Annotated in this window: 19 protein-coding genes; 5 read left to right on the forward strand and 14 right to left on the reverse strand. The window is 76.1% G+C overall.

Going from position 1 to position 19,546, the window contains the following annotated elements; translation table 11 throughout:
* The first annotated feature begins 178 nt into the window (after window positions 1–178).
* Window positions 179–523, forward strand: a complete 345-nt coding sequence (locus ACI79C_RS13760; protein WP_456946226.1) for an RNA polymerase-binding protein RbpA — start codon at window positions 179–181, stop codon at window positions 521–523.
* 103 nt (window positions 524–626) lie between these two features.
* Here ACI79C_RS13760 and ACI79C_RS13765 read toward each other — a convergent pair whose 3' ends face one another.
* From ACI79C_RS13765 to kdd, 8 genes are all read right to left on the reverse strand, one after another.
* Complete coding sequence (locus ACI79C_RS13765; protein WP_456946227.1) at window positions 627–1,145, reverse strand: FxsA family protein; 519 nt, start codon at window positions 1,143–1,145, stop codon at window positions 627–629.
* Between the two features lie 54 nt (window positions 1,146–1,199).
* Window positions 1,200–1,991 carry a polyprenol monophosphomannose synthase gene (locus tag ACI79C_RS13770; protein ID WP_456946228.1) on the reverse strand — a complete coding sequence of 264 codons (792 nt, stop codon included), beginning with the start codon at window positions 1,989–1,991 and terminating at the stop codon, window positions 1,200–1,202.
* Complete coding sequence (gene lnt / locus ACI79C_RS13775; RefSeq protein WP_456946229.1) at window positions 1,988–3,601, reverse strand: apolipoprotein N-acyltransferase; 1,614 nt, start codon at window positions 3,599–3,601, stop codon at window positions 1,988–1,990. The genes ACI79C_RS13770 and lnt overlap by 4 nt, the downstream gene beginning before the upstream one ends.
* A 515-nt stretch (window positions 3,602–4,116) precedes the next feature.
* Window positions 4,117–4,563 (reverse strand): 3-aminobutyryl-CoA ammonia lyase, encoded by a 447-nt coding sequence (gene kal / locus ACI79C_RS13780; RefSeq protein ID WP_456946230.1) that lies wholly within the window; start codon window positions 4,561–4,563, stop codon window positions 4,117–4,119.
* Window positions 4,560–5,288, reverse strand: a complete 729-nt coding sequence (kamE, locus tag ACI79C_RS13785) for a lysine 5,6-aminomutase subunit beta (protein WP_456946231.1) — start codon at window positions 5,286–5,288, stop codon at window positions 4,560–4,562. Before kamE ends, kal begins: the two co-directional genes overlap by 4 nt.
* Window positions 5,289–5,379: 91 nt before the next feature.
* Window positions 5,380–6,963: a lysine 5,6-aminomutase subunit alpha gene (gene kamD / locus ACI79C_RS13790; protein WP_456946232.1), complete on the reverse strand. Its 1,584-nt coding sequence runs from the start codon at window positions 6,961–6,963 to the stop codon at window positions 5,380–5,382.
* Complete coding sequence (locus ACI79C_RS13795; RefSeq protein WP_456946233.1) at window positions 6,960–8,465, reverse strand: amidohydrolase; 1,506 nt, start codon at window positions 8,463–8,465, stop codon at window positions 6,960–6,962. The genes kamD and ACI79C_RS13795 overlap by 4 nt, the downstream gene beginning before the upstream one ends.
* Window positions 8,462–9,487 carry an L-erythro-3,5-diaminohexanoate dehydrogenase gene (gene kdd / locus ACI79C_RS13800; RefSeq protein ID WP_456946234.1) on the reverse strand — a complete coding sequence of 342 codons (1,026 nt, stop codon included), beginning with the start codon at window positions 9,485–9,487 and terminating at the stop codon, window positions 8,462–8,464. Before kdd ends, ACI79C_RS13795 begins: the two co-directional genes overlap by 4 nt.
* A gap of 123 nt (window positions 9,488–9,610) precedes the next feature.
* On the opposite strand from kdd, the gene ACI79C_RS13805 reads away from it, so the two are divergent.
* Both ACI79C_RS13805 and ACI79C_RS13810 read left to right on the forward strand, forming a co-directional pair.
* Window positions 9,611–11,011 carry a KamA family radical SAM protein gene (locus ACI79C_RS13805; protein WP_456946235.1) on the forward strand — a complete coding sequence of 467 codons (1,401 nt, stop codon included), beginning with the start codon at window positions 9,611–9,613 and terminating at the stop codon, window positions 11,009–11,011.
* Between the two features lie 144 nt (window positions 11,012–11,155).
* Entirely contained in the window at window positions 11,156–11,683 is a 528-nt protein-coding gene (locus ACI79C_RS13810) for a GNAT family N-acetyltransferase (RefSeq protein ID WP_456946236.1), read from the forward strand.
* A 25-nt stretch (window positions 11,684–11,708) separates the two neighbouring features.
* On the opposite strand, the gene ACI79C_RS13815 is transcribed toward ACI79C_RS13810, so the two are convergent.
* From ACI79C_RS13815 to ACI79C_RS13825, 3 genes are read right to left on the reverse strand one after another with little or no spacing between them, the layout of a single operon-like run.
* Window positions 11,709–12,581, reverse strand: a complete 873-nt coding sequence (locus ACI79C_RS13815) for a lysophospholipid acyltransferase family protein (protein ID WP_456946237.1) — start codon at window positions 12,579–12,581, stop codon at window positions 11,709–11,711.
* Between the two features lie 50 nt (window positions 12,582–12,631).
* Window positions 12,632–13,003: a hypothetical protein gene (locus ACI79C_RS13820; protein ID WP_456946238.1), complete on the reverse strand. Its 372-nt coding sequence runs from the start codon at window positions 13,001–13,003 to the stop codon at window positions 12,632–12,634.
* Window positions 13,000–14,178, reverse strand: coding sequence for a glutamate--cysteine ligase (locus ACI79C_RS13825; protein ID WP_456946239.1), 1,179 nt, complete (start codon window positions 14,176–14,178; stop codon window positions 13,000–13,002). Before ACI79C_RS13825 ends, ACI79C_RS13820 begins: the two co-directional genes overlap by 4 nt.
* Window positions 14,179–14,426: 248 nt before the next feature.
* Between ACI79C_RS13825 and ACI79C_RS13830 the strand changes: the two genes are divergently transcribed.
* Entirely contained in the window at window positions 14,427–15,272 is an 846-nt protein-coding gene (locus ACI79C_RS13830) for a hypothetical protein (RefSeq protein ID WP_456946240.1), read from the forward strand.
* 6 nt (window positions 15,273–15,278) lie between these two features.
* Here ACI79C_RS13830 and ACI79C_RS13835 read toward each other — a convergent pair whose 3' ends face one another.
* The 3 genes from ACI79C_RS13835 to ACI79C_RS13845 are packed head-to-tail and all read right to left on the reverse strand — an operon-like array spanning window position 15,279 to window position 18,558.
* Complete coding sequence (locus ACI79C_RS13835) at window positions 15,279–16,889, reverse strand: Rv2578c family radical SAM protein (RefSeq protein WP_456946241.1); 1,611 nt, start codon at window positions 16,887–16,889, stop codon at window positions 15,279–15,281.
* Window positions 16,890–16,940: 51 nt separating this feature from the next.
* Window positions 16,941–17,438: an Lrp/AsnC family transcriptional regulator gene (locus tag ACI79C_RS13840; protein WP_456946242.1), complete on the reverse strand. Its 498-nt coding sequence runs from the start codon at window positions 17,436–17,438 to the stop codon at window positions 16,941–16,943.
* Window positions 17,413–18,558, reverse strand: coding sequence for a M24 family metallopeptidase (locus ACI79C_RS13845; protein WP_456946243.1), 1,146 nt, complete (start codon window positions 18,556–18,558; stop codon window positions 17,413–17,415). Before ACI79C_RS13845 ends, ACI79C_RS13840 begins: the two co-directional genes overlap by 26 nt.
* 66 nt (window positions 18,559–18,624) lie before the next feature.
* Between ACI79C_RS13845 and ACI79C_RS13850 the strand changes: the two genes are divergently transcribed.
* Window positions 18,625–19,542, forward strand: a complete 918-nt coding sequence (locus ACI79C_RS13850; protein WP_456946302.1) for a 5'-3' exonuclease — start codon at window positions 18,625–18,627, stop codon at window positions 19,540–19,542.
* Window positions 19,543–19,546 lie beyond the last annotated feature (4 nt).

A 19,546-nucleotide genomic window follows, 5' to 3' on the forward strand; every position in this document is an offset into this window, starting at 1 on the left:
CGTCGGGGGGTCGGCGCGGGCTCCTATACCACCCCATGCGATGATTTCGAACCGACTCTGCGGAATCTCTCCGCGAAATCTGTCGTTGGTCCTTTCGACTCCCTCGCCGGGTGGGTAACCCCCCGTCCAGCGACGTCGAGAACCGACCGACACCACCAGCACGAGAGGACGGTGTGCCATGGGCGAGCGTTCCCTGCGGGGCAGCCGACTGGGCAGCGTGAGCTACGAGACCGAGCGGAACACCGCGCCGATCGAGCGGCAGTACGTGGAGTACCGGTGCCCCTCGGGTCACCTGTTCACCGTGCCCTTCGCGGACGACGCCGAGGTCCCGGACACCTGGGAGTGCAAGTTCGACGGCTCCGCCGCCAAGCTCGTCGGCGGTGCCGAGCCGGCTCCCAAGAAGGTCAAGCCCCCGCGGACGCACTGGGACATGCTCCTGGAGCGCCGCTCGGTCGAGGACCTCGAGGAGGTCCTGGCCGAGCGCCTGGAGGTGCTCCGCGGCCGGCGGACCCGCGCCAGCTGAGCTCCGCGCAGATCGCCGTACACGGCCCCGGTGGGATCCCCCACCGGGGCCGTGTCGCGTCCGGGTGCCGGGGGTCCGGCTCCCCCGGCCGGTCCCCAACCGATCAGGGACGTCGCTGCCCCCCACCGCTGGCGGGCGCGCGGTGGGAACCCCCGGGGTGCCTCCCGTCGACGACCTCGCCCTCGATGACCAGCGGCCGGCCCGGGGTCGGTGCGGGGCGCACGCCGGAGACACGGCGGCTGCGGACGTGCACCGGGCCGCGCAGATCGACCGGCAGGCGGTTCGCCAGCACCCGCGCCAGCAGCCCGCGCACCAGGAAGCGGGTGGGCGGGAGCAGGCACAGCAGGCCGACCAGGTCGCCGAGGAAGCCCGGCAGCACCATGAGCAACCCACCGACGGCGACCAGGCCCGCGTCGCCCAGGGCGCGGCCCGACGGGCGGCGCTCGCGCGCCTGGTCCCGCAGCTCGGCCAGCGCCCGGGTGCCCTGCCGTGCCAGCAGCGCCCAGCCCAGCGCGCTGGTGGCCAGCACCGCCAGGAGGGTCCAGCCCACCCCGATCCAGCCCGCGACGAGGACGAAGACGACGACCTCGGCCAGGGCGAGCAACCCGGCTGCGATGCGCACGCGGCGACCCACGGCTCTCCTGCGCCCGCCTCCGGCCCGGCGGCCCCGGCCCGCCTACCGGACCGCGCTCGACCGCCCGCCGTCGCGGACCCGTCCCGGCACGGGGCGGCGGACCCGGCCCGGCAGCCAGTCGGCCAGCCGGTCCTGCAGGCCCCACCAGGTGACCCGTACCAATGCCTCTCCAACGATCGAACCGCTCATCTTGCTCCTGCCGTACGTCCGTTCGGTGAAGGTGATCGGCACCTCCACCACGCGGGCGCCGGCGCGGACGGCCCGCCAGGCCCAGTCCACCTGGAAGCAGTAGCCCTGGCTGGCGACGTCGTCGAAGGGCAGCCGGTCGACCAGGTCCGCCCGCACGGCGCGGAAACCGCCCGTGGCGTCTGCGAGCGGCAGCCGCAGCGCCCACCGCGTCCACACGTTCCCCGCCCGGGACAGCAGCAGCCGGTGCACCGGCCAGTCCTCCACCCGGCCGCCGGGCACGTACCGCGAACCGAGCACCAGGTCGGCGTCGTCCAGGCCCGCCAGCAGGGCGGGTAGCTGCTCGGGGTGGTGCGAGCCGTCGGCGTCCATCTCGACCAGGACGTCGTAGCCGCGGGACCGGCCCCAGCGGAAGCCGGCCACGTAGGCCGGGCCCAGCCCGGCCTTCGCCGTGCGGCGCAGCACGTGCACCCGGGGGTCGCGGGCGGCGAGCTTCTCGGCGAGGTCCCCGGTGCCGTCGGGCGACCCGTCGTCCACCACCAGGGCGTGCGCGTCGGGGACGGCGGTGTGCAGCCGGTCGAGGATCGGCTCGAGGTTCTCCACCTCGTCGTAGGTGGGGACGACGACGAGCACCCGTGACCCGGTCACGCCGCGCTCTCCCGTGCCCGGCGGCGGCGCGCACCGCCGGGGACGGCGACCGCGAGCAGCGCGCCGACCCCGAGTGCGGTGAGGGTCCACTCCGGCGCGGCGCCGAGCCGCTCGGCGAGGGTGGTGGAGTCGCGCTGGGCGACGTCCTCGACGAAGACCGCCGGCTCGAACAGCTCCGAGCGGGCCGCCAGCGAACCGTCGGGCGCGACGATCGCCGAGATGCCGCTGGTGGCGGCGACGACGACGGTGCGGCCGAACTCGACGGCGCGCAGCCGGCTGGCCGCCAGCTGCTGCTCGCTCTCGTCGGTGTAGCCGAAGGTGGCGTTGTTGGTCTGGACGACGAGCATCCCGGCGCCGGCCCGCACCGTGTCGGCCACCAGCTCGTCGTAGACGACCTCGAAGCAGATGACGTCGCCGACCCGCGCACCGCCCATGGGCAGCACCCCGACGTCGGTCCCGTGCACGAAGTCGCGCCGCACCAGGTCGACCTTGTCGCTGAAGAAGCGGAAGAACCCGCGGGCGGGCACGTACTCGGCCAGCGGCACCGGGTGGCGCTTGACGTAGGTGTCGCCCGGCCCGGTCTCGGGGTCCCAGACGATGCCGGTGTTGCTGATGAACCGGCCCGGCCCGTCCACGACCGCGCCGACCAGGATCGGCGCGCCGATCGCCTGTGCGGCGCGGTCGATGGCGCGGGCGGCGTCCTCGTTGGTGTAGGGGTCGATGTCGGAGCTGTTCTCCGGCCAGACGACCAGGTCCGGCTGCGCCCGCTCTCCGGCGGCCACCGCCTCGGCCAGCTCGACGGTGCGGGTGACGTGGTTGTCGAGGACGGCGCGCCGGCGCTCGTTGAACTCCAGGCCCGGCTGGGGGACGTCGCCCTGGATGACCGCGACGGTGCGGGTCGGCCCGCCCGCGGTGAGCGAGGGACCGGGCAGCGGCAGCCAGGCCAGCCAGCCCAGCAGCGGCACGGCGACCGCGCCGGCGAGGAGGGCGGTCGTGGCGCGCCGGCCCGTCCGGCGGCGCCGGGTCAGCCGGAGCACGGCGGCGGCCAGCAGCGTGCCGGTGAGCGCGACGGCGAAGCCGACCAGCGGCACGCCGCCGTAGGCGGCCAGGGCGAGGAACGGGCCCTCGGTCTGGCTCAGGCCCAGCCGGCCCCAGGGGAAGCCGCCCAGCGGCAGCCGGCCGCGCACCGCCTCGTCGGCCACCCACAGCGCCGCGGCCCACAGCGGCCACAGGGGCAGGCGGGAGGTCGCTGCGGTGGCTGCACCGAGCAGCGCCAGGAACAACGCCTGTGACACCGCCAGGGCCAGCCACGGGAAGGCGCCCACGTAGATGCCGCTCCACGACAGCAGCGGCACGAAGAACGCCAGACCCGACACCAGGCCCAGCCACGCCCCGGAGCGGGCGCGCTGCCCGTGCGCGGCGAGCGCGAGGGCGGCCGGTCCGAGGGGCGCCAGCGGCCACAGGCCCCAGCCGGGGAAGGCGAGCAGGAGCAGTCCCCCGCCGGCGGCGGCCAGCAGCGAGCGCCACGGCCATCGCGGGCGGCGGGCCGGGGACGCCGCCCGCGGCGCCTCGGCGGGGCGCTCCACCGTGCCGGGAGCGACTGTTGCCACCGTCGCCTCCCGTGCTCCGTGCGCTCCTGTCCCCCGGGCCGGTCGCACCGGGGCCGCGACCGCCGGCGCCGTTGCCGCGGTGCGCGCCCCAGCATCCCATCCCGGCGAGGCCGGCCGGCGATCCCGCCGACCGGGTGCGTCGTGCGCGCCGGCGCTCCGGGCCGCGCCGGCGGCTGCCGCGCTCGGGGAGCCGCCCCTCCGGGCCGGCCGGCCGGTCGCTGGCGGCGACCTGCGGGCCGTTGTCCGGTGGCGCGGACCCGGGTGGGGCCCGCCGGGTGCCCGGCGCGCGATCCCCCGGGCAGCCGCCGGCGCTCCCGGCCCGGACTGCGGGCGGCGGCGCCGTCCACGCGGCCGGAGGGCCCGCACGACTGGTCCGGGGAGGCGCGTGCCGGTGCTCCCGGAGTGGAACTGCAGGCACTGTAAGAAGTGCGCCGACGGGCGCGCCGCCCTCCGAGCGGTCCGTGGCGAACTGTGACCTCTTCGTTACGGCGTGGCGCCTGGACAGCGCCCCGTGATCACGCCGGGCCCGGGACGACGAGGGTCGCGGTCGCCTCCACCACCGGCTGCGGCGGATCGAGGACGGTGGCCGCCGACGGGCCCCGCTCGGGCCGGGCGCGGGCCACCACGCGGGCGGTGCAGCGCAGCTCCCGGCTGCGCCGGCCGACCCGCACCACCTCCGCGGTCGCCTCGAGCACGTCGCCGGCCTGCACCGGGGCGAGGAAGCGCACCTCGGTGTACCCGGCGAGCAGGCCCTCGTCGCCGTCCATGACGATCGCGACCTCGGTGGCCACGTCCCCGAACAGGCCGAGGGTGTACGCGCCGTCCACCAGGTTCCCGCCGTAGTGGGCGTGCGCGTGGGGCACGTACCGGCGGTGGGTGACGGTGAGCCCGAGGCGGGGGTCGCCGGTCAGGTCGGGAGGGACGTGGAGCGCTGGCGGGGCGTCGTCGCGGGGTGTGCTCATGCGGGGGCCTCCGAGGGGACCAGGGCGGACACGAGGTAGCTGGCGACCTCGCCGGGCGTGGTGCCCCGGCCGAAGACCTTGTCGACACCGAGGTCGCCGGCCATGGCCGGGTCGAACCGGGGGCCACCGACCACGACCAGCGGGCGGTCCTCCCCCATCGCCTCGCGGAACGCGGCGGCGAGCTCGCGGGTGTTGCGCAGATGGGCGTCCCGCTGGGTGACCACCTGGGAGACCAGGACGGCGTCGGCGCGGACCGCCCGCGCCCGCGTGACCAGCTCCGACACGCTGACCTGCGCGCCGAGGTTGGCCACCTCCATCTCCCGGTAGTACTCCAGGCCCTTCTCCCCCGCGAAGCCCTTGAGGTTGAGGATCGCGTCGATGCCGACGGTGTGCGCGTCGGTGCCGATGCACGCGCCGAGCACGACCAGCTTGCGGCGCAGCCCGGAGCGGATGGCGGCGTTGACCTCCGCCGGGGACAGCAGCGGGTAGGCCCGCTCCTCCACGGCCACCGCGTCGAGGTCGACGAGGTGGCGCACGCTGCCGTAGACGACGAAGAAGGTGAAGCCCTCCCCCACCCCGTGGCTGTGCACCACCATCGCCGGCTCGATGCCCATCTTCTGCGCGAGCTGGAGCGCGGCACCGTCCGCCCGCGGGCCAGGGGGTACCGGCAAGGTGAACGACAGCTGCACCATCCCGTCGCCGGTGGTGTCGCCGTACGGGCGCACGATCCCCTCAGGCCCTGCCCGACGGCCTGACTCCGCGCCGCGATCCGTTCCTCGCTCGCCGGCGCTCGCTGCGATGCTCCCGCGGCTGTCCTCAGGCATGCACCCGCTCCAACAGCTCCAGCGCCGGGTTGTACGCGTCGGGGCCGAGCCGGACCACGCCGTCGAGGCCCTTGCCGCGGTCCGGTGGCCGTTTGGTGATGCCGAAGGTGCCGTCGGCGATCGCCTGCAGCAGGCCCTCGTCGGCGATCCGCTCCAGCAGCTGCACCGCCTCGGTGAGCACCGTGTGCGCGCGGCGGTCGATGAACCCGCCCTTCGGGGGCGCGAAGTCCTCGACCAGGCCGCCGGCGGCGTCCAGGACGTAGCGCACGTTCCGCAGCGCGAGGTCCCGGTCGGACAGCCACGGGGTGACCACGGCCTCGGTCATCATCCCGACCAGCAGGATGCCCTGGCCGGTCAGCGCCCCGGCCAGGTTGAAGAACCCGTCGAGCAGGTAGCCGCGGAACACGTCGCCGGTCATGTGCTTGGTCGGCGGCATCCACTTCAGCGGCGCGTCCGGGAACAGCGCGCGGGCGAGCATCGCGTGCGCCAGCTCGAGGCGGAACGACTCGCGCCGGTCCGGGTCGATCTCGAAGGCGTGGCCCAGACCCAGCTGCCCGTCCTCGAGGCCGGCCTCGTGGGCGAGGGTCTCGTTGAGCAGCTGGCTGACGGTGACGGTGTGCGCCTCGTCGACGGCGTCGGCGGTGGTCAGGTAGTTGTCCTCACCGGTGTTGATCACGATGCCGGCGCGGGCGTGCACCATCCGGCTGAAGCGCTGGTCGACGAAGGTGCGCTGCGGGTTGATGTCGCGGAAGAGGATCCCGTACATCGCGTCGTTGAGCATCATGTCCAGCCGCTCCAGCCCGGCCAGCACGGCGATCTCGGGCATGCACAGGCCGCTGGCGTAGTTGGTCAGCCGGACGTAGCGGCCCAGCTCCGCGCCGACGTCGTCGAGGGCGGCCCGCATCAGCCGGAAGTTCTCCTGGGTGGCGTAGGTGCCGGCGTACCCGGTGCGGGTGGCGCCCTCGGGCACGTAGTCCAGCAGCGACTGGCCGGTGGAACGGATGACCGCGATGACGTCGGCCCCGGCCCGGGCGGCGGCCTGGGCCTGCGGGATGTCCTCGTGGATGTCCCCGGTGGCCACGATCAGGTAGATCCAGGGCCGCCGGGGCGGGTCGCCCAGGGTGGCCACCAGCTCCTCCCGGCGGGCGCGGTTGGCGTCGATGCGGGCCAGGCCGGTGGCGACGGCGCCGCGGGCGGCGTCCCGGGCCCGCTCGGCGTCGGCGCCGGTGGGCAGGTCGAACCGCGCCGTCCCGGCACCCACCTGCTCGGCGAGGGCCTGCAGGTCCGGCGCCGTCCCGGAGGCGATCGCGTGCCACACCGGCAGCGCGACGCCGGACTCCAGCCCGACCTGCTCGCGGACGGCGTCCACCACGCGGTTCACCCACGGCACCCGGTCGGTGACCGCGCCCTCGCCGGTCACCGGGTCGGTGCCGGTGAGCCCGGCCAGGCGCAGCACCGCCCGCTCCACGGAGACGGTGGTGTGCCGCCGGGCCAGGTCCACCACGGGTGCGGCCGCGCGGACGGCGAGCTCGCGCGCCCGCGCCACCAGCACCGGGTCCAGCTGCAGGGTCGTCACGGGACCTCCTGACCGTCGACGAGGAGTGCGCGGCAGGCGGGCCGTGCCCGCTCGGCGAGGACGGCGGAGAGGGGCTGCGCCGTCTCCCACAGCGCGAGGTCCGCGGGCGCGCCGACCGCCAGCGGGCCGCCGGGGTGCTCGGCCCGCACCGCGTACCAGCCGCCGTGGGTGGCCGCGTCGAAGGCGTCGAACGGCCGCAGCCCCGACGACGGCGTGCGGTGGTCGACCGCGGCGTGCACCCCGCCCCACGGGTCCAGCGGCGTCACCGGGGCGTCGCTGCCCAGTGCGAGCGCCACCCCGGCGTCGGACAGGTCGGCGAAGGGGTTGCAGTCCCGCGCCCGCCCGTCCCCGAGCCGCTCGGCGTACATGCCGGAGGGGCCGCCCCAGGCCGCGTCGAAGGCCGGCTGGACGCTGGCGACCATCCCCCAGTCCCGCATCCGCTCCACCGCCGAGGGGCCGGCCATCTCCACGTGCTCCAGCCGGTGCCGGCAGGCCCGGACGGCGGCCCGGCCCAGCTCCTCGACGACGGCGCCGACGGCGGCCAGCACCTGCTCGACGGCGGCGTCGCCGATGCAGTGGAACCCCGCCTGCACCCCGGCGCGGGTGCAGGCGCGCACGTGGTCGGCGAGGGAGGCGGTCGCGAAGCGCAGGTGGCCGGCGGTGCCGGGCCGGTCGGTGTAGGGGGCGCTGAGCGCCGCGGTGTGCGAGCCGAAGGCGCCGTCGCAGAACAGGTCACCCCCGGCGCCGGCCAGGTCCAGCTCGGCGACGACGTCGAGGCCGCCGCGCTCGGCCAGCTCGCCCCAGTAGCCCCGCACCCGCGGGCCGGGGGCCTCGGCGGCCAGCGCCAGGAGGCCGGCCAGGTCCGCCGCGCTCGACACCTCAGGGCCGGCCATCTCGTGCACGCTGCCGACGCCCAGCGAAGCGGCCGCCGCCAGCGTGGCCCGCTGGGCGGCCCGGCGCTGGCCGGCGTCCACGGCGCCGTAGGCGGCCTGCCGGGCGGCGTGGTGGGCGTCCAGGCGCAGCCGGCCGTCGGGCGCGAAGCCGGGCAGCTGCGCGATCCCCGGCACCCGGTCGAGCAGGCCGGTGGACACCGTGGCCGAGTGGACGTCGACCCGCGCGAGGTACGCCGGCCGGTCGCCGACCACGGCGTCCAGGTCGTGCCGGGTCAGTGCGCGGCCCTCCGGCCACGACGTCTCGTCCCAGCCCGTGCCCAGCAGGATCCCGCCGGGCGCGGTGGCCGCGTGCGCGGCGAGCGACGCGACGGCCTCCCGCAGGCTCAGGCTCGAGTGGAGGTCGAGCCCGGTGAGCGCCAGCCCGGTCGCGGTGGCGTGCACGTGGGCGTCGACGAAGGCCGGCGTGAGCAGCGCCCCCTCCCCCGCCACGACCCGGTCGGCGGCCGCGGCCTCGCCGGCGTCGCCGAGCCAGGCGATCCGGCCGTCCTCCACCCGCACCGCCCGCCCGGACCGGTCCCCGACGGTCACGTCGGTGAGCACCAGGCTCACGGGTGCACCCGGGGGTCGACGAGGGCCCGGACGCCGGGGCTGGACCGGTAGAGGTCCAGCGCCAGGGCCGCGTGCCCCGGCGTGTAGCCGTTCCCGATCAGCATGGTCACGTCCGCCGCCATCCCCTCCGCCCCGAGCGCCGCCCGCGCGAACGACGTCGCCATGGAGAAGAAGACCACGGTGCCGCCGTCGACCGTCGCGAGGACCGCGCCGTGCTCGGCGCCGGGCGCGTCGACGCAGACCACGGTGACCTCCGCCGGGTCGCCGACGGCCGCGGCGACGGCGAGCGGGTCGGTGGCGTCGGCGACCACGACGCGGTCGGCCAGGCCGGCGGCGGTCAGGGCCGCGGCCTCGCGCTCGTCGCGCACCAGGCCGGTGAGCTCGGTGGCCCCCGCGGCCCGGGCGGCGGCCAGGCTCAGGCAGCCGGACTTGCCCGCCGCGCCCAGGACGGCGACCGACCGCGCCGCGCTCCGCCGGACCACCCGGGCGGTGGCCGCCGGCGCCCCGCACACGTCCAGGAGGGCGAGGGAGACCGCGTCGGGCAGGTCGTCGGGCAGGACGGCGGCGATGGATCGGGCGAACAGGATCGCCGTCCCCGCCGCCGGGACCTGCTCGGAGCGCCCGTCCCAACCGGCCAGGCCGTCGGTGATCGCCAGCGGTGTGAGGGTCAGCGAGACCAGCGTGGCCACCCGCTGGCCCACGGTGAGCCCCAGGGGTGACTCCTCCCCCACCGCGTCGACGACCCCGATGAGCATGCCGCCCGAGCCGGTGACCGGGTTCTGCACCTTGCCGCGGGCGGCGACGATCTCCAGCACCGCGGCCCGGACGGCCGCGCCGTCCCCGCCGCAGGCCTCGGTCAGCTGCCGGAAGGACGCCGCGTCGAGGTTCAGTCGCTGTACCGCGATGCGGACCTCGTCGGGGCCGATCGCCGGGTCGGGGTCCAGGCGTGCGGCGGCCTGGGGCAGCACGCCGGGCGGCTCCAGCACCCGGTGCACCCCGAGGGCGCGTTCCACCGTTCCCACGCAATACTCCCGTCTCACCCGATCGAGGGAGGAAGACCCATCGTATCCATGCCTGTAGACAGAACATCTTCCGGTTAGAGTCGCTGGTGTCGCGAGGACCCCCACCCGGAAGAGGTGCCCGTCGTGCTGGAACAGCCCTACGAGTACGCCGCCCGGCCACTGGCCGAGCCCGACTGGCGGCGGCTGCCCGGTTTCGCCGAGGTCACCGAGGCCGAGTGGCGCAGCGCCCAGTGGCAGCGGGCGCACTGCGTGAAGAACGTGCGGCAGCTGCGCGGCGTGTACGGCGACCTGCTCGACGAGGGCTTCTACGCCGACGTCGAGGCCGACCAGGCCGGGCGGGCGACGATGTCGCTGCTGCTGCCGCCGCAGATGCTCAACACGATCGTGCCGGACGCGGTCCCCACCACCGCGGCGGTCCTGACCGACCCGGTGCGGCGCTACATGCTCCCGGTGGCCTCCGACCGGATGCCCGGCGCGGCGGCCAGCCACCCCTACGCGGCCCGCGACTCGCTGCACGAGCACGAGATGTGGGCGGTGGAGGGGCTCACCCACCGCTACCCGACCAAGGTGCTCGCCGAGCTGCTGCCGACCTGCCCGCAGTACTGCGGGCACTGCACGCGGATGGACCTGGTGGGCAACTCCACGCCCGCCGTCGCCAAGCTCCGGTTCGCCCTCAAGCCGGTCGACCGGCACGCGGCGATGCTCGAGTACCTGCGGGCCACCCCCGGCGTGCGGGACGTGGTGGTCTCCGGCGGGGACGTCGCCAACCTGCCGTTCCGGAACCTCGAGGCGTTCGTCTCCGGGCTGCTGGAGATCGAGTCGATCCGGGACATCCGGCTGGCGTCCAAGGCGCTCATGGGCCTGCCGCAGCACTGGCTGCAGGACGACGTGGTCGAGGGGATGGGCCGCCTGGCCCGGCGGGCGCGGGAGCGGGGCGTGTCCCTGGCGGTGCACACCCACGTCAACGCCGCGCAGCAGGTCACCCCGCTGGTGGCCGAGGCGGCGCGGGCGGTGCTGGACGCCGGGGTCCGCGACGTCCGCAACCAGGGGGTGCTGCTGCGCGGCGTGAACGCCACCGCACCGGCGCTGCTGGACCTGTGCTTCGCGCTGCTCGACGGCGCCGGCATCACGCCCTACTACTTCTACATGTGCGACATGGTCCCCAGCGCCGAGCACTGGCGGGTGTCGCTGGCCGAGGCGCAGACCCTGCAGCACGACGTCATGGGCTACCTGCCCGGCTTCGCGACGCCGCGGATCGTCTGCGACGTGCCCTACGTCGGCAAGCGCTGGGTGCACCAGGTCGCCGAGTACGACCGCGAGCGCGGCATCAGCTACTGGACGAAGAACTACCGCACCGGCATCGAGCGGACCGACGAGGACGCCCTCGACCGCCGCTACACCTACTACGACCCGATCTCCACCCTCCCGGAGAGCGGGCAGGCCTGGTGGCGGGCCCGGGACGTCGACCCGGTCGCCGCCGACGTCGCCGCGGCGGCCTCCCGGGCGGCGTCCCTGACCGACTGAGGAGGGGGGCGCGGCGGTGATCAGGAGACCTGATCCCGCGGCGTCCTCCCCCACCGTCCGCGGCGAGGGAGGACGCTCGACGATCAGGTCCCCTGATCACGGCGCCGGGTGGCTGGTGCCCGTCCTCGGGGGTAGGCAGGGCGGATGGAGGCCGCCGGCGGGGAGTTGCGCACCCCCCGCCTGCGGCTGCGCCGGTGGACCACCCGCCGCGACGACCTCGCCCGGCTGACCGACCTCTACGGCCGCGACGAGGTGACCCGCTGGCTGGGCGGGCCGCCGTCGCTGACCCCGGTCGAGCTCGTGGCGCGCTGGGCGGCGGTCTGCGCCGACGAGCGGTTCGGGGTGTGGGCGGCCGAGGTGGCCGGGACCGGAGAAGTGGCCGGCACCGTGCTGCTCAAGCCGCTGCCCGACGGCGTGGGCGAGGTGGAGGTGGGATGGCACCTGCACCCCGACAGCTGGGGTCACGGCTACGCCACCGAGGCGGCGCGGGCGGTCATCGGCCGGGCCTTCGCCGCCGGCCTGCCGGAGGTCTACGCGGTCGTGCGGCCGGGCAACGCCCCGTCCCTGGCGGTCTGCCGCCGGCTGGGCATGGAGCCGCTGGGCCGGATGCGCCGCTGGTACGACGTCGAGCTGGAGGTGTTCCGGCTGATGGCGCCCGCGATCGTCGAGTGACGGCCGCGGGAGCACCGCAGCGAGCTCAGCGGGGGCGGCGCCGGCGCGCGAACAGGGCCCTCAGGCGGGCGACGGGGTGCGGGTGGGGCAGCTTCGTGCGGGTCCCGTGGACGTCGTGGTGGTCGAGCGCCTCGGCCTCCTCCGGCGTGGGCGCGGTGCCCCCGAGGTGGGCGGGGACCCACCACCGGTCGTCGGGGCCGGTCGGTTGCTGGGGATAGCTGCGCTGCGCCTGGTCGACGAGCTCCTCCATGGCCGTCCGGATCCGGCGCAGCAGCGCCTGGGGCCGTTCCCCCGGTGCCGGGACGAGCGGCTCGCCGAGGACGACGGTGACCCCGATGTGGCGCTGCAGGTTCACGGGGCGGTGCTTGGTGGCGATCCGCTGGCCGCCCCAGACCGCGGCGGGCACGACCGGCACGCCGGCGTCGATGGCCATCCGGGCGACGCCGGCCTTGAGCTCCTTCACCCGGAAGCTGCTGCTGATCGTCGCCTCCGGGAAGATGCCGACCACCTCCCCGTCCTTGAGCGCCCGGACCGCGGACTCGAACGCGGCCGCGCCGGCCCGGCGGTCGACCGGGATGTGGTGCATGGCCCGCATGAACGGCCCGGACAGCCGGGAGGAGAACACCGACGCCTTGGCCATGAAGCGGACCAGCCGGCGCTGCGGGAGGGCGGCCAGGCCGAGGAAGGTGAAGTCCAGGTAGCTGACGTGGTTGCTGCAGACGATCGCCCCGCCGGAGGTCGGGATGTGCTCGGAGCCGCGCACGTCGAAGCCCAGCCGCAGCAACCGGAAGACGAGCAGGGCCAGCCGGATCACCCACCGGTAGGCCCGGTCCCGCCGCCCCGGGTGCGGTCCGAGCAGGTCGGTGCGGACGACGTCGCGCCAGCGGGCGGTGTCCATGGAGCGGGACGATAACGGGCGGTCCTGGCAGCCGGTCGGGAGGCGGCGCGTCAGCCGCCGGCGACGTCGATGAAGGCGAACTCGTCGCCGTCGGGGTCGGTCACGACCGCCTCGCGCGCCGTCGCCCTCCGGGTGACGGCGCCGCCGGCGATGCCCCGGGCCCCCAGGTCGGCCACGGTCTCCTCCACACCCTGATGGCGAGCAGGCCGCGACCGGCGCGCACGGCGTCCTCGACGACCTGAGCCAACCGTCCCGGCGACGCGCCACAGGACCTCCCGGTCGTGCGCGACGACGTCGACGTCCCGGCCGAACAGCCGGCCCCACCACTCGCGCGCCCGCGGGCAGTCGGCGACCGCCAGCCCGGCGACGAGCTCCTCCATCGCCATGTGCACACGGTGGCACGGGCCGGCGTCGACGGTCACGCGGAGGTGACCTCGACCGCGGTGCGCACCACGGCGGTGAGGTCCCCGGTCTCCCGGTACACCCGGCGCTGCAGGTCGGCCCCGGTGCCGCGGGACAGCAGGGCGGCGACGCCGGCCTCCACCCGGTCGAGGTCGCCGGCCGCGGCGAGAGCGGGTCGGACGTGGTCGACCAGGGCGCGCAGCACGTCCGCGGCGGGCGCCGGGCGACCGGTGACCGGGTGCACGAGGTCCTCGCCCAGCCCCGAGCGGCCCGCCCGCCAGGCGGCGACCCGGATCAGCTCGCTGCGGACCGCGGGCGCGGGGACGCCGGCCCGCCACTCCCCGGCGGCCGTCTCCACCAGGCCCCGCACCAGCCCGGCCAGCGTGACGGTGTCCTCGGCCCGGAGCGGGACGTCGGCGATGCGCACCTCGACCGTCGGCCAGCGCTCGGAGAGCCGGGCGTCGAAGTACACCATCCCGGTGTCGACGATCGTCTCGGTCGCGACGAGCCGCTCGATGAGGCGGTGGTAGTCGGCGGCGTCGGCGAACAGCTCGTTGGGTCCCGAGGACGGCCAGCGGTTCCACGCCTGGGAACGGAAGCTGGCGTGGCCGCTGTCGCGGCCCAGCCAGAACGGCGAGTTGGCGCTCAGCGCCGTCAGCACCGGCAGCCAACTGCGGATCCGGTTGAGGACGGCGACGCCCTCCGCGTCGCCGTCCACCGAGACGTGCACGTGGCAGCCGCAGGTCAGCTGCTCGACGGCGGTCAGCCCGAAGGTGTCGGTCATCTCCCCGTAACGCTGCCCGGGCGTGGTCACCGGCTCGACGTCCACCGGGGAGCTGGCCAGCGCCGCCACCCGCGCCCCGACCTCGCGCGCGGCGGCGTCGGCCCGGCCGCGCCAGTACCGCAGGTCGGTGGTGACGTCGGCCAGCTCGGCGCAGACGCGTGTGGCGAACTCCAGTTGCTGTGCCTTGAGTTCGGGCACCAGCCGTCCCCGCGGGTCGCCGCCCCCCGTGGCGTCGGGTGCGGCATCATCGCGGGGCTGGTCGTCACCTCCCCGGTCGGCCCGGTCGTGCTCGGCCACGGTCTCGCCCTCGCCACGGCGGGCGGCGACCTCGAGCGCGGCGGGGCCCAGCGGCACCGGCCGCCCCGCCGGGTCGACGACCAGCAGCTCTTCCTCCACGCCCACGGTGCGCACCCGACCATGATCACCACCGGTCGTCCGTCACGCGCGCCGAGCGGCCGGGCAAGCCGGTGACTCCCCCGTTATGCCCAAGAGCTCAAGCAGGTTCTGGAGACCCCTGCCGGGGCTCCTCCTCCCCGTGCACACCGGACCTGGGCTCGCGCGATCGCTGCCCCGGCGCCGGAGGCGCCGCGCCGTGCCTGCTGGCAGGAGCCGACGAAATGGGATCGCCATTTTGTTCGGGATAACGGTAGAATTGGAGAATGAGTGGTGCTTGGCAGCCGCCGCTGCCGGAGATGCCGGCCCCTCCCCCGGTGCGGGCCTGGCGCCGGCTGACCCCGCCCGAGGGCTACGAGGTGCAGTGGCGCCGGCTGTCCGAGGCGGCGCTCGAGCTCGGCCTCGGGCCCGACCAGCTGGCGGAGGAGGGGCTGGACCCGATCACGGCGGCGCGGGGCTGGAAGCCCGCCACCGTGGCCCTGTACAGCAAGGTCGCCCGCTACGGCGGGATCGCGCTGCCCTCGGTGCCCACACCGGAACCCGAGCCGCCGGTCCTGGAGCTGCGGCCGCTCACCGAGGTCCGCAGCGAGGACCCCGAGCACCTGCGCACCGTCGCCTGGTGCGCCCTGGCCCTGCACTGGCCCGCCACGGTCGGCCAGTTCCGCGCCCTGCGCCGCGAGCAGGTGCGCCCGACGGCGCGACGCCTGGTGGTGCGCACCGAGGACGGCGAGTGGTCGGTGCCCGGCGCGCTCACCGCCTGGCACGCCTGGGAGGCCCGCCGGTCCCGCTTCCCCGCCCTCGCCGACAGCCCCTGGGTGCTGCCCGCGCTGCGCCGCGGCCCCGGTCTGGCCTCGGCGGTCGGCGGGCAGCTGTCCAGCCAGGCGCTGCAGGTGACCTTCGCCAAGCACGCGGTCCGCACTGCGCACGCCCTGCGGCTGACCGCACCGCCGTCGCGGCGGGCCGCGGCCGAGGAGCTGGCCGCCGCGTACCTCACCCTCTCCTACGACTCCTACCGGCGGCTGGCGCTCGCCGCCGGCGCCGCCCCGGTGAGCCCGCGCGGCGCGGTCCGCGCGCTGCGCAGCGTCTCCCGGGCCGCCCGGCTGGCCGGCTGACCGGCGTCAGATCAGCGCGAGCTGCTCGGGAGCCGCACGGGGCGGGGCCCCCGGCCGCGGCGGAGCGGTCCCCGGCAGGCTGCCGGCCGGGAAGTCGCTGTCCGCGTCCCCGGGGATCCCGCCGGGGTCACCGTCCACCCCTCGCGCCGCTCCCCCGGCCTGCCGGTCCAGCCCGTACCGGGCCAGCAGCGGCGCCACCCGCCCGGCCAGCCAGCGGCGGTACTCCGGGTCCACCGAGGCCCCGCGCCGGTAGAGCTGCTGGTAACGCGGCACCAGCTGCGGGTGCTCCCGCGCCAGCCAGGCCGAGAACCACTCCCGAGCTCCGGGGCGCAGGTGCAGCGGGACGACGGTGACCCCCGACGCACCGGCCTCGGCGATCGCCCGCAGCGCCGCGTCGAGGTCGGAGAGCCGGTCGGTGAGCCCGGGCAGCACCGGCGCGAGGAACACGCCGCAGGACAGCCCCGCGTCGGCGACCGCCCGCACGAGCTCCAGGCGGGCACGCGGGCTGGGCACCCCCGGTTCCAGCGAGGCGTGCAGCTCGTCGTCCCAGATGGCCATCGACACCCCCAGGCCGATCGGGACGTCGCGGGCCGCAGCGCCGAGCAGCGGGAGGTCCCGCCGCAGCAGGGTGCCCTTGGTCAGGATGGAGAACGGCGTCCCCGAACCGGCCAGGGCGGCGATCACGCCGGGCATGAGCCGGTAGCGGCCCTCGGCGCGCTGGTAGGGGTCGGTGTTGGTGCCCAGCGCCACGTGTTCCCGGCGCCAGGAGGGCCGGGCCAGCTCGCGGCGCAGCACCTCGACCAGGTTGGCCTTGACCACCACCTGGGTGTCGAAGTCCTGCCCGGTGTCCAGCTCGAGCCACTGGTGGGTGCCCCGGGCGAAGCAGTTGTGGCTGACGACGCCGTTGGCGACGAAGTCACCGGTGCCCGTGGTGATGTCGTACATCGGCAGCTCGGCACCCAGGTCCTCGACCGCCGTGACACGCAGCTCCGGCCCCGTCGGCACCGCCGTGCCCACCAGGCCGGACGCCGACGACCGCCCCGCGCCGACGTGCCGCGCCGCGGCCCCGACCAGGTCGAGGGCCCGCCCGGGGCCCTGCAGCTGGTCGTCGGTCGTGAGGGACGGCCGCCGGTCCCCGCCCGCGGCGACGTGCCGCCACCCGCGTGCGGTGAGGAAGCGGTGGTCGCCACTGGCGACCAGCTCGGTGCCGTCGGCCAGGCACACCCGGTGCGCCGGCTCCGCCGTCGGCCAGTGCGCCAGGACCTCCGTCGCCACGAACCGTCGGACGCCGTTCCGCGGCTCCGTGCCGACGACCCGGTCGCCCACCCGCAGGTCGGCGATCGGCAGCCGACTGCCGTCGGCCATCAGGACGAGCGTGTCACCGGCCAGGCAGTAGACGCACGCGTGCGAGCACCCGCGGTAGGGGTTGATCGTCCAGCGGAACGGCAAGGCCGAGGGGCCGGGCACCTGGTTGAGCGCGCTCTTGCTGCGGACCTCGTGGAAGGTCACCCCCGGGAACTCCGGCACCTGCACGCTGCGCAGCAGGCCCCGCGTGGTGGGCATCCCGGGCAGCGCGCCCGGCTCCTGGGCATCGAGCCGCTGGGCGTCCCACCGCATGACCCCATCCGAACACGCGTTCGAAGTCCTGTCCAGCGGGCGCGCGGGGCCCTAGAGCGGGGGGCGGTCCTCGTAGAACGTGGAGAGCACCACGGTGGTCCGCGTGGTCACGTTCGCCGCCAGCCGGATCTTCTGCAGCAGCGCCTCCAGGCCGTCCGGGGAGGGCACCCGGACCTTGAGGATGTAGCTCTCCACCCCCGCCACCGAGTGGCAGGCCTCGATCTCGGTCAGGTGGGCCAGCCGGCTGGGCGCGTCGTCGGGCTGGGCGACGTCGATCGGCGTGATGGACACGAAGGCGGTGAGTCCCATGCCCAGCGACTTCGCGTCGAGCTTGGCGTGGTAGCCGGTGATCAGCCCGCGCTGCTCGAGGCGGCGCACCCGCTGGTGCACCGCGGACACCGAGAGCCCCACCCGCTCGGCCAGCTCGGTGTAGCTGGCCCGCCCGTCCCGGGCCAGGGCGGCCAGCAGCGCACGGTCGACGTCGGTGGACTGGCTGGGCGGGCCGGCGGACGCGCCCCCGCTCTCAGCCGGCGACGGTGACGAGCTCACGGGGACCGTCGTTGAGGGTGACGACGCCGTCGTCGGTGCACACGACGATGTCCTCGATCCGGGCACCGGCCCGGCCGGCGAGGTAGATCCCCGGCTCGACGGAGAACGCCATGCCCGCGACCAGCGGCAGGTCGTTGCCGGCGACGATGTAGGGCGCCTCGTGGGTGTCCAGGCCGATGCCGTGGCCGGTCCGGTGGATGAAGTGCTCCCCCCAGCCGGCGGCGGCGATGACGTCGCGGGCGGCGGCGTCGACCTGCTCGGCGGTCACCCCCGGGCGGACGGCGGCGGTCGCGGCGGCCTGGGCCTGCTGGAGGACCCCGTACCACTCGGAGACCTCGGCGTCGGGAGTGCGGCCGACCGCGTAGGTGCGGGTGCAGTCCGACCGGTAGCCCGTGGCGGTCTCCCCGCCGATGTCGACCACGACCAGGTCGCCCTCGCGCACCACCCGGTCGGAGACCTCGTGGTGCGGGCTGGCGCCGTTGGGGCCCGAGCCCACGATGGTGAAGTCCACGCCCACGTGCCCCTCGGCCAGGATCGCCGCGGCGATGTCGGCGCCGACCTCCGCCTCGGTGCGCCCGACCCGCAGCCACTCCCCCACCCGCGCGTGCACCCGGTCGATTGCGGCACCGGCCGCGGCGAGCTCGGCCACCTCGGCCGGCGTCTTCACCATGCGCAGCCGGTCCACGACGGGGCCGGCCAGCTCGAGGACCGCGCCGGGCAGGGCCCGCTGGACACCGAGGGCGTGCTCGGCCCAGGTGCGCGCGCCGACCGCGACGCGCGTGGGCGGCGCGCCCAGCCGGGCGGTGGCGGCGCGCGCCAGCAGGGCGAAGGGGTCGTCGGTCTCGTCCCAGGCCAGCACCTCCAGGCCCAGGCCGCCGGCGGGACTGACGTCGACCATCGGCGCCTCCAGCCGGGGGACGACGAGGAAGGGCTCGTCGGACCGGGGCACCACGAGGGCGGTGAGCCGCTCCATCGCGTGGGCGTGGTAGCCGCACAGGTAGCGCAGGTCCGAGCCGGGGGTGAGCACCAGCAGGTCGATCCCGAGCTCGTCGGCGACGTCGCGGGCGGTCCGCACGCGGTCGACGGTCACCAGCGGCCCGGGCGGGTTCGAGGTGGGCACGGTCGGGAGACTATCCACGAGTCCCGGGGTCGTTCCTGACGGTTACCGTGCCGGGTCGTGACGACCATGCTGCTCGACGCAGCCAGCCTCTACTTCCGGGCCTTCTACGGGGTGCCGACCAGCGTGACCAGCCCGGACGGGCGCCCGGTGAACGCCGTCCGCGGGTTCCTGGACATGACCGCCCGGCTGGTCACCGCCCACGCGCCCGAGCGGCTGGTGGCCTGCTGGGACGACGACTGGCGGCCGGCGTTCCGCACCGAGGCGCTGCCCTCCTACAAGGCCCACCGGCTGGCCGCGGACGGCGGCGAGGAGACCCCCGACGAGCTGGGGCCGCAGGTGCCGGTGCTGGTCGAGGTGCTGGCCGCGGCCGGCATCGCGCGGGTCGGGGCGCCCGGCTACGAGGCCGACGACGTCATCGGCACGCTGGCCACCCGCGCGGCGGGCCCGGTGGACGTGGTCACCGGCGACCGCGACCTGTTCCAGCTGGTGGACGACGCCCGGCGGGTGCGGGTCCTCTACACCGCCCGTGGCATCAGCGACATCGAGTGCGTCGACGAGGCGGCGGTGACCGCGAAGTACGGCATCCCCGGCCGGGCCTACGCCGACTTCGCCGTCCTGCGGGGCGACCCCAGCGACGGGCTGCCCGGCGTGGCCGGCATCGGCGCCAAGACCGCGGCGACGCTGATCTGCCAGTTCGGCGACCTGGCCGGCATCCGGGCTGCGGCCGCGCGGACCGTCGTCCCCACGGCGCCGCTCACCGCCGCGGTGCTCAAGCGGCTGCACGCCGGGTCGGCCTACCTCGACGCCGCCCCGGTCGTGGTGGCGGTGGCCCGCGACATCGACCTGCCGCCGGTGCGGGACGCGCTGCCCCGGCGTCCGGCCGACCCCGAGGCGCTGGCGGCCCTCGCCGAGGCCCACGGGATCGGCTCGTCGGTGAAGCGGCTGGGCGCCGCGCTGGGCTGGCCGGCCGACGTCCTCGGCTGACTCG

The organism is Geodermatophilus sp. SYSU D00697 (assembly GCF_054050175.1).